Annotated in this window: 9 protein-coding genes; 5 read left to right on the top strand and 4 right to left on the bottom strand. The window is 64.9% G+C overall.

The genetic code is table 11. The features are described 5' to 3' along the window. Positions 1-45: 45 nt before the first annotated feature. From FZZ93_RS03900 to FZZ93_RS03890, 3 genes are all read left to right on the top strand, one after another. Positions 46-2,103, top strand: a complete 2,058-nt coding sequence (locus FZZ93_RS03900) for a TonB-dependent receptor family protein (RefSeq protein WP_149321014.1) — start codon at positions 46-48, stop codon at positions 2,101-2,103. A gap of 112 nt (positions 2,104-2,215) precedes the next feature. Continuing rightward, complete coding sequence (gene ada / locus FZZ93_RS03895; protein WP_246146100.1) at positions 2,216-3,289, top strand: bifunctional DNA-binding transcriptional regulator/O6-methylguanine-DNA methyltransferase Ada; 1,074 nt, start codon at positions 2,216-2,218, stop codon at positions 3,287-3,289. Then, on the top strand, positions 3,286-4,035 hold the full coding sequence (locus FZZ93_RS03890) for a 2OG-Fe(II) oxygenase (protein WP_149321013.1): 750 nt from the start codon (positions 3,286-3,288) through the stop codon (positions 4,033-4,035). The genes ada and FZZ93_RS03890 overlap by 4 nt, the downstream gene beginning before the upstream one ends. Before the next feature lie 15 nt (positions 4,036-4,050). Here FZZ93_RS03890 and FZZ93_RS03885 read toward each other — a convergent pair whose 3' ends face one another. From FZZ93_RS03885 to FZZ93_RS03870, 4 genes are all read right to left on the bottom strand, one after another. Next, positions 4,051-4,968: a LysR family transcriptional regulator gene (locus FZZ93_RS03885; RefSeq protein WP_149321012.1), complete on the bottom strand. Its 918-nt coding sequence runs from the start codon at positions 4,966-4,968 to the stop codon at positions 4,051-4,053. A gap of 5 nt (positions 4,969-4,973) precedes the next feature. Then, complete coding sequence (locus FZZ93_RS03880; RefSeq protein WP_149321011.1) at positions 4,974-6,155, bottom strand: low temperature requirement protein A; 1,182 nt, start codon at positions 6,153-6,155, stop codon at positions 4,974-4,976. A 57-nt stretch (positions 6,156-6,212) separates the two neighbouring features. Then, positions 6,213-6,470, bottom strand: coding sequence for a hypothetical protein (locus FZZ93_RS03875; RefSeq protein ID WP_149321010.1), 258 nt, complete (start codon positions 6,468-6,470; stop codon positions 6,213-6,215). A gap of 149 nt (positions 6,471-6,619) precedes the next feature. Continuing rightward, entirely contained in the window at positions 6,620-7,393 is a 774-nt protein-coding gene (locus FZZ93_RS03870) for an SDR family oxidoreductase (protein WP_149321009.1), read from the bottom strand. Positions 7,394-7,973: 580 nt separating this feature from the next. Between FZZ93_RS03870 and FZZ93_RS03865 the strand changes: the two genes are divergently transcribed. Next, a complete protein-coding gene (locus FZZ93_RS03865; protein WP_149321008.1) occupies positions 7,974-9,089 on the top strand; it encodes an efflux RND transporter periplasmic adaptor subunit in 1,116 nt (371 codons plus the stop codon). A gap of 38 nt (positions 9,090-9,127) precedes the next feature. Then, on the top strand, positions 9,128-12,226 hold the full coding sequence (locus FZZ93_RS03860) for an efflux RND transporter permease subunit (RefSeq protein WP_149321007.1): 3,099 nt from the start codon (positions 9,128-9,130) through the stop codon (positions 12,224-12,226).

The raw sequence follows: 12,226 nt of genomic DNA, 5'->3' as shown, positions 1-12,226 counted from the left end.
ATCATTTGCGCCCTATCCTTCTTCGTCGTCTATCGAGGTTGCCTCATGCCCCACCGCGCCGCGCCTTCTCTCCTCGTCGCCGGTACCCTGAGCGTTTCCGGGATGGCCCTGGCCGAGCCCATCACGCTGGACACTCTCGAGGTCAGCGCCCCACGCCTGGACCGCGAGCTCTACGACACGCCCGCCGCCGTCTCGGTGGTGGATCGCGAGAAGATCGCCCAGGGCCAGCAGCGCGAGCGCCTCGATGAATCGCTGGCGACCGTGCCCGGCGTCTATCTCCAGAATCGCCATAACTTCGTCCAGGGCGAGCGGGTCTCGATCCGCGGCTTCGGCGCCCGCACCCCCTGGGGCGTGCGGGGCATCAGGGTGCGGGTCGATGGCATCCCCTACACCCTGCCCGACGGCCAGGCCCAGCTCGACGCCATCGACCTCGACAGCGCCCAGCGCATCGAAGTCATGCGCGGTCCGGCGGCGGTGCAGTACGGCAATGCCGCCGGCGGGGCGATCGACGTAACCACCGCCGACGGCGAGAGCGACCCCGGTACTCGTCTGCGCGTCGAGGGCGGCAGCAACGGTTATCGCAAGCTGAATGTCAGCAACGGCGGCGTCGAAGGCCCCTGGTCGCACCACATCGACGTCTCGGCGCTGGGCATGGACGGTTACCGTGACCACAGCAGCGTCGAGAAGTACCTGCTCAACGCCAAGCTGAAGCGCGAACTGGACGCCGACCGCTCCCTCACCGCCATCCTCAACCTGCTCGACAACCCCCGCTCGGAAGACCCCGGCGGGTTGACTGCCGAAGCCGTGTCCGAGGACCGGCAAGGCACGATCGACAGCAACTTCTACTCGCCGACCCGCATCGATGCCGGGCAGTCGGTCGACCAGCAGGTGCTCGGTCTCGAGTACGAGGACCGTGCCGCCGGCCCGGGTGAACTGACGCTGCGAGGCTTCTACCTGAAGCGCGATTTCGAGCAGCAGCTTGCCTATGCCGGCGACAGCTTCGTCGCCTATGACCGCGACTACTACGGCGCCAACGCCGAATACCGCCAGTCGCTGTCACTCGGCGAACTGCCGATGCGCTACGTGGCCGGGGTCGAGGTGGCCCGCCAAGAGGACGATCGCTACCGCGACGACGTCACCATCGATGGCGACCACCAGGGCCGCGTCGCCGACGAGGCCCAGACCGCCACCTCGCTCGGCGTCTTCGCCCAGGGCGACCTCGACCTGACCGACCAGTGGAGCCTCTCGCTCGGTACCCGCTTCGATCACATCGATTTCGATATCGACGACAACTACCTCGCCGATGGCGACAACAGCGGCGATCGCACCTTCGACCAGTGGAGCGGCAGCGCCGGCTTGAACTATCGCTACCGCCCCAACCACCAGGCCTATCTCTCGGTGGGCACCGCCTACGAGACACCGACCTTCACCGAGTTCGCCAACCCGGCCGGCGTCGGCGGCTTCAATCCCGACATCGAGCCGCAGAAGGCCTGGAATCGCGAGCTCGGCCTGCGCGGCAACTTCGTCGACAGCGGCCTGGACTACGACGTCGCCCTGTTCTCGACCCGGGTGCGCGACTCGCTGATCGCCTACAAGAACAGCGACGGCCGCGACTTCTATCGCAACGCCGGACGCAGCCGCCAGGACGGCCTGGAAGTGTCTCTGGGCTGGGACTTCGCCGAAAACTGGCGTCTCGACAGCGCCCTGACCCTGGCGCGCTACGAGTTCCAGGACTATGTGGACGACGACGGCAACGATCACGCCAACAACCGCATCCCGGGCCTGCCCGAACGCACCTGGGTCAACCAGTTGACCTGGCAGGGCATCGGCGAGCGCTTCGCCACCCTGGAGACCCGCTATGTCGGCTCGATGTATGCCGATGACGCCAACAGCGTGAAGGTCGACGATTACTGGCTGGCCAACCTGCGCGCCGGCGACGGCTGGCGGCTCGGCAACGACACCCTGCTCAAGGCCTACGTCGGCGTGCAGAACCTGTTCGACCGCGAGCACTTCGACAACATCGTCATCAACGACCAACGCGGGCGCTACTTCTCCACGGCGCCGGACCGCAGTGTCTATGCGGGAGTCGAACTGGCCTTCTGACAGCTCGATTCTGCGCGCTTCGCTGGGTGAGATTGCAAAGCCAGCAGCGGAGTGCGCCGCCCCACCCGGTGTCCTTTACTCGGCACATGGCCCACAATGAAAGGACACCGGGATGAACCTCACCATGGCAACACAGCGTCCCTGCGACACCGAACGCGACCGCCGCTGGCAGGCGGTGGTGCAACGCGACGCCTCGGCGGACGGAAGCTTCGTCTACGCGGTGCTGACCACCGGCGTCTATTGCCGCCCCTCCTGCCCATCGCGCCGGGCGAACCCGGAGAACGTCTCCTTCCATGACAGTCCGCAAGACGCCGAAGCGGCGGGTTATCGCCCCTGCAAGCGTTGCGCGCCGGACGCTCTCTCGTCTCCGATCGCCGTGCTCGTCGAACGGGTCTGCCGGATCATCGAGCAGGCCGATGAACCGCTCGGTCTGCTCGAACTCGCGGAACGGGTCGGCCTGAGTCCTTCCTACCTGCACCATCGCTTCAAGGCCGTCACCGGCCTCACGCCCCGGGCCTATGCCAGGGCGCATCAAGCGCATCGGGTACGCGAGGCGCTGAGCGATCCGGACGGAGACGTCACCCAGGCCATCCACGGCGCTGGCTTCCGCTCGAGTGGCCGCTTCTACGAAAACGCCGACGCCATGCTCGGCATGACACCGACGACCTACAAGCGTGGCGGCAGGGACACTGCCATCCGCTTCGCCGTCGGCGAATGTTCGCTGGGATCGGTGCTGGTGGCATGCAGCGCACGCGGCGTGTGTGCCATCCTGCTGGGCGACGATCCCGATGATCTGGTCCACGATCTCCAGGACCGCTTTCCGCAAGCCGAACTCGATGCCGGTTCAGAGGCCTTCGCGTCCTGGGTTGCCCAGGTGGTCGGCCTGATCGACGATCCCGCCCTGGGCACCGAACTTCCGCTGGACATCCGCGGCACGGCGTTCCAGCAACGCGTCTGGCAGGCGCTGCGCGAGATTCCCGCCGGCACCACCGCCAGCTACACCGAAATCGCCGAACGCATCGGCTCGCCGGCCGCGGTACGGGCCGTCGCGCGGGCCTGTGCAGCCAACCCGCTGGCCGTGGCGATTCCCTGCCATCGGGTCGTGCGCCAGGACGGCAACCTCTCCGGCTATCGCTGGGGCATCGAGCGCAAACGAGCCCTGCTGGAACGGGAGGCCGACGCATGACCATGCCGGATGCCTCCTCGCGCACCGAGCCCTTTCTGCCGACAGCCGTCACCCGCCTGGCGACTCTCGATTGGCAGCATATCGAGAGCGATCTCGATATCCGAGGCATGGCCATCCTGCCGGGACTGCTCGATGAGGGCGAATGTCGGCTCCTCGGCGGGCTCTATGCCCGCCGCGAGCTCTTCCGTCGCCATATCGAGATGGCCCGCCACGGTTTCGGGCACGGCGAATATCGCTACTTCGCTTATCCGCTCCCCCGCCTCGTGGCCGAGCTGCGTGCGGCCCTCTACGCGCGACTCGTCCCCATCGCCAACCGCTGGAATCTCGCGATGCGACAGGAACGGCGCTATCCCCGACAACACGTCGACTTCCTGGCGGAGTGCCACGCTGCAGGCCAACACCGCCCAACCCCCTTGCTTCTGCGCTACCACGCCGGGGACAACAACTGCCTGCACCAGGACCTGTATGGCGATCTAGCCTTCCCCCTCCAGGCGGTGATCCTGTTGACGGAACCCGGTCAGGAGCATGAGGGAGGCGAGTTCGTGCTGAGCGAACAGCGACCGCGACGTCAGTCCCGCGTCGAGGTGCTCCCGCTGCATCGGGGCGACGTGGCCATCTTTGCCAGTCACCATCGACCAGTGCAGGGAACTCGGGGCATCTATCGGGTCAAGATGCGCCATGGTGTCAGCCAGGTACGTGCAGGTCAGCGACTCGCCGCCGGCCTCATCTTCCACGATGCCGAATAGGCGGCACCCTGCGTGTCATGACGCCCCATCCTTCTCGAGATAGGGCGCCATCATGGCAGCGAACCAATCCATGAAGACATCGATGCGCACTGCACGGTGCCGTCGATGCGGATAGAGCACCGAGACGTCCATGCCTTTGGCTCGACTCTGGGGCAGTACCTCGACCAGCTCGCCGCCACGCAGCAGGTCGTCGACGTCGAAGCGCGGTACCTGGATGAGGCCGAGCCCGGCCCGGCAGCAGGCGATGTAGTTTTCGGCGTTGTTGACCACGACCCGGCTCGCCAGCGCGATATCCCGTACCTGGCCGTGCTCGACCACCTCGAAGCATTCCTCGCGGCCACTGTGCGGAGAGGCATAGCCCACCATGAGATGCCCTGCAGCAAGATCCTCGACCTGGCGAGGCATGCCATGGCGTTTCAGGTAATCGGGGCTGGCGCAGTTCACCAGCGCCACCCGCCCCAGTCGGCGTGCGACCAGATCGCTGTCCTGCAAGGGACCGAAACGCACGACACAGTCGACTCCCTCGGCCACCAGGTCGACATGGCGATCCGAGGACCCCAGCACCACCTGCAGACGGGGATGCCTTGCCAGCAACTGCCCCAGCGCCGGCGCGACGAGTCGCCTGGCCACACGACTCGGCACATCGACGACCAGTCGCCCCGTTGCTTCTTCGCTCGGTTGCCGGAACAGTCGCTCGAGCTCTTCCGCTTCCGCCACCAGGGTCCTGGCTCGTTGCAGGAAACGTTCGCCGTCCGGCGTCAGGCGCACCTTGCGCGTCGTGCGGTGCAACAGCCTCACGCCGAGGGTTTCCTCGAGGCGCCGCACGGCAAGCGACACGGTCGCCCTGGGCCAGGCCAGGGCCACGGCGGCCCGAGTGAAGCTGCCCATTTCCGCCACCCTGATGAAGGCCTGCCACTGATCGATCCTGTCCATGACGATCAGATCCGCAGCACGCCCTGGCGCGACAACATCTCCCAGGTCCCCACGCCCAGCAACAGCACGGCGCTGACTCCCTGCAACAGCAACGCACTGTGCGAGACCGTCAGGGGAATCAGGAGCGCCGGCATCAGTAACAGCCCGACCAGATGCGACAACGGCGGCCGCCCATAGACGACAAACTTGTAGATCGCCATGCCTGCCAGGAACGCCATCGGGCCGGCCAATAGCACGCTCGTCACCGTCGTCGTCAGATGCCCGACGGGATGGGCGATCACCAGTTCGCTACCGACCGCGCAGAGGATCACGCTGCCCAGGATGATGACGTGGACATAATGGAAGTAGGCACCGATCCGGCCGGGATCGTCGGATTCGGTAATCACCCGGGAGGCATCGCGAATGGCGATGTGGAAGTACACCCACCACATGGCCACGGTTTCCAGGAAGGCGACACCGAAGGCCAGCAGGGTGCCGCCGCTCCAGGTACCGGCCCCGGCCAGGGTGGCCCCGGTGATCAGGATCGTCTCGCCCAACGCAATGATCATGAACAACGCACAACGCTCGATCAGATGGCCACCCTCGATGGTCCAGTGCCGCGTGTATGACCGCCCGAGACCAGGCAGGCGAAAGCCGAACATCGGCGAGACATACTCGCACGCTACCGCCAGCGCCCAGAGGACGAGGCGTGTCGGCCCTTCCACCAGGCCGCCCGCCAGCCAGAACACGGCACCGATGCATGCCCAGCCCAGAATGCGCTGATAGTTTGCCGTCAGATCCGTGAGGGCATGCCCTCGCAGACTCAACAGGATGAACAGCGACCGCCCCACCTGCATCGCCGCGAAACACCCGGCGAATATCAGGCCCCGATCGCCGAAGGCCTCCGGCAATGCCGCCGCCATCATCAACGCCAGGGCCATGGTAACGAACAGCACCAGTCGAATGGGCGTGGTGTCAGGATCGAACCAGTTGGTCATCCAACCGCTGTACTGCCAGCCCAGCCAGACCGCGAACCACAACAGCAGCGCCTGCGCCGCGCCCAGCAGACTCAAGTGTTCCAGCAGGAAATGCGAGACCTGGATGATAGCGAAGACGTAGATCAGGTCGAACAACAGCTCGACGTAGCTGACGGCGGCCTCGTGCCCATCACGAGGTCGCATCAAGGGATGGGGACGTGCCGATGTCATGCAGGCTCCCGATAACGCTAAAAACGAAAGAGGATGTCATGCCGGTGCAGCGGCCCCTCATGAAGGCGGCGGCACACGACGCCCGAGCCGCCACCACGCCAGCCCAACGGGGATGACGAACAGCACGGCATGAATCGCCAGTTCCTCGCCGAGCGCGTACCCGTGCGAAAGCCCAATGGCGAGATTCCAGCCACAGGCCAGCAGCCAGACCAGCGTGAAGGCCACCGCCGCCGGGCGCCTGTGCGCTCGCGGACAATAGCGGGCCAGCAGCCACACCGCCACGATGCCTATCAACAGAATCAACAAGGTGCGCATCTGTCCTCCCTGAAAGCCGGTGACACCTTTTTCACTACACCTGTTTAGCCTAGCTGCTTTCCCAGCCTAGCCGTTGAATGCCGACAGGCGTACCAGGCTCACACGGGCAGGAAAACAGCGGCCAGGCATCCCGCCCGGCCGTCTTCGGCTCACTTGGTGGTGTAGCCGCCATTGGCCAGCAGGGTCTGGCCGGTCATCCACCAGCCATCGGTCACCAAGTGGCGAATCAGCGGCACCACGTCCTCGATGTCCGTCAGTCCCGTCTTGCTGAACGCCGACAACGCAGCGGCGCTCTTGTGGAACGCCACCGCATCCTCGCCTTCCTGACCATAGAAGAAGGGGGTGTCCATCGGCCCGGGGCCGACAGCCGTCACCGAAATGCCACGCTCGCCGAACTCCTGAGCCGCCGCACGCGTGAAATGCTCCACCGGCGCCTTGCCACCCGCATAGGTCGAATAATAGGACGTGAAAGCGCCGAGCAGCGAAGTCACCAGCGTCACGATCTTGCCGTGATCCTCCAACACTCGCCCGGCTTCCTTGAGGAAGAAAAAGGCACTCTTCGAATTGATGTCGAACATGGTGTCGTACTCGGCCTCGCTGATCTCCAGCATCGGCTTCTTGAGCACCATGCCCACAGTGTTGATGGCAATGTCCACCTTGCCAAACCGGCTCGACACTGCATCGAACAGCACAGTGACGTTATCGGCGCGAGTCAGATCGCCCTGAAAGAGTTCAGCGTCGGCGCCCAGTGCCTTGACCGACTCCCGGGTTTCCTCGGCGGTTTGACGCGTAGCATCGCTGTTGTAGTGAATGGCCACCGCAGCGGCACCATTTTCCGCGAGATCCCGTGCCAACAAGCCGCCGAGATTCTTGGCGCCGCCAGCGATCAACACCACCTTGCCTTCGAGCGTACGATCCACCATGGGAAGTCTCCTTTGCTGTACCAGACAATGACGGGAGACAGTCTAGGTGGCCAGGCGAGCAAGATAATTCGCTCATATTGTCAGCAGCATCCATGAACCACCAACAATCCAGCATGACGTCTCTTCTGGCACCGACCAGCTCTCCTTCCACCGACCAGAGCCGCCTTGCCATATTTTTTCAAGAATAATATTGATTCTCACCCAGACTTCTGGCTAGGGTACGCCTTGGTACCGTTGCGTTGACGGCTGGCAAGGAGGTTCCCATGAGTGAACGCAAGAGCGTCATCAAGCGCGTCTACGTCCCCACACATGTGCGTCAAATGCCCAATGGCGACCGTGTCACGGTGCCCGGGCACTACCGGAAGCCCGACGACAGCTGAAACCCCACGGCTTTCGGTCGGGCCAGCGGCCCGTATACCGCCGGCCCGTCGAATCAGCCCCCCGAGGACCACGCTATAAATCCGGCGGGCTCTGCTGCCGTTTTTTGTTTCTTGCGATTTAATCAATTGATTAATACACTGCCTCGAGACTTTGGGCGCCTCGGCTGCGCCTGACCGTTTCGTTCTCGAGGATCGCCACCATGTTCCGCGCGCATCGACCGTCGGTTCTTGTCACGCTGCTATTTGGCCTCGTCTTGCCGCTGGCCGGCTGTTCGCCGGAGACGTCATCCACCACCGAGATTCCGACGGTGGTGGACAGCTACACAATCCAGGCCGGCAACGGACGCGAACTCACCCATCTCTCGGGCCGGGTGCGGGCCGCCGAGCGCACCACGCTGAGCTTCGAGATTTCCGGCAAGCTCGAAAGCCTCGATGTCGACGTGGGCGATCATTTCGACACCGACGATACGTTGGCGACCCTCGATGACGAGCGCTACCATCTGGTGGCTCAGCAACGCCGCGCCGAAGCCCGCGAGGCCGAAGCCTCGTTAATCGAGAAGCGCCAGGATTATCGCCGCCAGTCGAGTCTCGCCGACAAGGGCTATGTCAGCGAGACCCAGCTCGATACCGCGCGGGCCGGGCTGGACACCGCCGAATCACGTCACGCTTCGGCAGTCGCCGCCCAGGAGCTCGCCGAGCGCGATCTCACGCAAACCACCTTGAGTGCGCCTTTCGCCGGCTCGGTCAGCGCGCGTCAGGCCGAGCCTTCGGAGCGCGTCGCCGCCAATCAGACCATTCTCGAGGTGATCTCCGATCGCGATGGCTTCGAAGTGGAAACCAGTGTGCCCGAGACCCTGGTCGACGCCCTGTCGACCGGCTCGAGCCACAAGGTCAGCTTCCCTGCCCTGGGCGGCATCACGGCGCCGGCCACGCTCACCCAGTTGGGTACCCAGCCTCGCTCGTCCAACAACTATCCCGTCATTCTGGCCCTGAATGAACCGCCCGCAGGCGTGCGCGCCGGCATGACCGCCGAAGTGGAACTGGCGCTGGCCGAACCGGCTCGGGATGCATCCGTTCTGCCCATTCCCCTCACCGCCCTGGTCCATGACGACCGGCAACGCGCGCACGTCCTGCGCATCGACGAGGACGACCGCCTGGAAAGCGTCGAGGTGACGGTGGTCGATATCGGCGAAGAACGCGCCAAGGTACGCGGTGATCTGGCACCGGGCGAGCGGATCGTCGCCAGAGGCACCGAATTCGTCGATCCGGGCCAGCAAGTGAGCCTGCTTGGCCAAGGCCCGGAACGCTACAACTAAGGAAGTACTTCCCTAACGCGACAACGACCAGGGTTTCCATGAACCTCAGCCAGCTCGCCCATCGGCGCCGTCCCGTTCTCTACCTGGCCACCCTGGTGGCCATGCTCTACGGCATCTTCAGCTACTTCGCCATGCCCGCCCGAGAGGATCCGGAAATCACCATCCGCGAGGCCCTGGTGACCACCGCCTATCCGGGCCTGCCGGCGGAACAGGTCGAGCAGAACATCAGCAAGCCACTGGAAGAGAGCATCCGCACCATTGGCGAGGTGGAGCGTATCCGCTCGACCTCCATGCGCGGCCGTTCGATCCTTCACGTGGAAATCAAGGATCGCTACTTCAATCTCGATCAGATCTGGGACGAGTTGCGCAAGAAGGTCGAGGCGACGACCCCGCAACTACCCGAGGGCACCCAGGACCCGATCATCAACGACGACTTCGGTGATGTGGCAGTGGTCACCGCGGCACTGACCGCCGACGACTTCCCCCAGGCCGACCAACAGGAGATCGCCGAGCATATCCGCGCCGCCCTGTATGCTGTCGAGGGAACCAAGAAGGTCGAACTGCTGGGCGTCCAGGAGCAACGCATCTTCATCGACGTCGGCGAGGCACGCCTCGCCGAACTCGGCCTGTCGCCCTCCGAGCTGGCCGGCCAGATCCAGAGCCGCAATATCTATCCCCCCGGCGGCATCATGGACAGCGGCGAACAACGCCTGGCCCTGGAAGTGACCGGCGAGTTCGAGAGCCTCGACGCCCTGGGCGATACCGAGATTCGACTGCCCGAAGGCGGCACCCTGAGGCTGCGCGACATCGGCGAATTGTACCGTGGCTATGAGGATCCGGCCGACCGCACCGCCTACTTCAACGGCAAGCCGGCCATCGTCTTCGCCATTTCCATGCTCGATGGCGAAAGCGTGCTCGACTACGGCCACGCCATCGAGTCGCGCCTCGACGAATTGCGCGACACGCTGCCGGCGGGCTACTCCCTCGACCTCATGACCTTCCAGCCCGAGCAGGTCGCCAATGCCGTCTACGGCGTCACCTCCAGCGTCATGCAGACGCTGGTCATCGTGCTCGCCGTGGTGGTGCTGTTCCTCGGCCTGCGTACCGGCCTGATCGTCGGCTCGATCATCCCCGCGGTGATGCTGGTCACCCTGGCCATCATGGGCCTGACCGAGATGACCCTGCAGCGCGCCAGCCTGGCCACCCTGGTGATCGCCCTGGGCCTGCTGGTGGACAACGCCATCGTCATCGCCGAAGACTTCAAGACCCGCCTGGAGGCCGGATCCACCCGCGACCAGGCACTGGCCGAGACCGGCGGCGAGCTGGCCATGCCGCTGTTTTCCTCGACCCTGACCACCATCCTGGTCTTCCTGCCGCTGATGCTCGCCGAGCACGTCGCCGGCGAATATACCCGCTCGATCTCGATCGTCATCGCCATCACCCTGCTAAGCTCCTGGTTCCTGTCGCTGACGGTGACGCCGGCCCTGTGCTACCGCTTCCTCAAGGCGCCCACCACCCCTCGGGAAGACTCCGCCTCCCCGCCCCTCTCCGACCGGCTGTTCCGCTGGATGTCGGGGCGCTACGCCCGGCTGCTGCGGCGCATGCTGCATCATCGCGCGATCTTCCTGGTCCTCATGGGGCTGGCCCTGGTGGGCGGCGTGGGCCTGATGCAACTGGTGCCCCAGAAGTTCTTTCCCGACTCGGACCGCAACCAGGTCCTGGTGACCATCGACTTTCCCTCGGACATCGCCGCGAATGCCACCGACCGGCGCGTCAGCGAACTGAGCAAGGCCTTGCTCGAGGCCCCCTCTCTGCATGACGACCTCACCAGCGTTGCCGCCTACTCGGGCTTCGGCGGCCCGCGTTTCGTGCTTTCGCTGACGCCCATCGACCCGGCGCCCAACAAGGGTTTCATGGTGCTCAACGTGGCCGACCGCGACCGCGTCGACGCAGTAATTCACGCCACGCGTCACTACCTGGCCACTCACCATCCGGACATCTCGCCTCAGGTCACCCGGATGTTCCTGGGACCTTCCGACAGCACCCTGCTCCAGGTCCAGGTCAAGGGCCCGGACCGTGAAGTCCTGTTCGACGCGGCCAAGCGCGTGAAAGCCATTCTCGCCGGCATCGACGGCTCCCAGGACATTCGCCAGAGCTGGGAAGCGCGCATTCCCTCGCTGACCATCGACGTCGACCAGGCAAGAGCACGCAGCGCCGGCATCACCTCAGAGGACATCGCCCGCTCGCTGAGTGCCGCCATCGATGGCTATCACCTCAGCCATTACCGCGAAGGCGACGACATCATCCCGGTGATGATGCGCTACGCCGAGCGCGAGCGCACCAGCATCGAGCGCCTCGAATCACTGACTGTCTATCCCGGGGAAGCCGCCGACGAGGGCGTACCCCTGAGCCAGGTCGCCGAGGTGCGGCTGGACAACGGCTACTACCGGATCGACCGCGAGAACCTGGTGCGCACCATCACCGTCGAGAGCCGTAACCGCCACCTGACCGCCGAGGACATGGTACCCAGGGTCGAGCCGGCACTGCGACAACTGGAAGATGACCTGCCACCCGGCCATTGGATCGAGTTCGACGGCGTGGTCAAGGAATCGGCGGAAGGCCAGGCGGCCCTGCAAGCCAACCTGCCGCTGTGCCTCGGTCTGATCTTCATCCTGCTGGTGGCCCAGTTCAATTCCTTCAAGCGGCCCCTGCTGATCGTCGCCACCATCCCGCTGGTGATCGTCGGCGTGGCATTGGGGCTACTGGCCACCCGGGCCGATTTCGGCTTCATGGTGATGCTCGGCCTCTACAGCCTGGCCGGCATCATCATCAACAATGCCATCGTGCTGATCGACCGTATCGACATCGAACGCCGCGCGCTGGCCCCAGACGCTCCCGCCCGCGATGCCGTGGTGCGCGCCTCGGCGCGACGGCTCCGGCCGATCCTGATGTCGGCGATCACCACGATCCTGGGCTTTCTGCCGCTGATCGTCGGCCGTGACCCGCTGTTCTACGGCATGGCCGCCGCCATGGCCTTCGGCCTGGGCATCGGCACCATCATGAGTCTCGGGGTCGTGCCAGTGCTCTACACCCTCTTCTTCGGCATCGATACCGCCGACCACGACGGAGGTGCCTGA

Source organism: Halomonas eurihalina, assembly GCF_008274785.1.
Classification (GTDB): domain Bacteria; phylum Pseudomonadota; class Gammaproteobacteria; order Pseudomonadales; family Halomonadaceae; genus Halomonas; species Halomonas eurihalina.
Note: the sequence above shows the minus strand (reverse complement) of the source record. Positions and strands in the feature narration are given on the sequence as shown.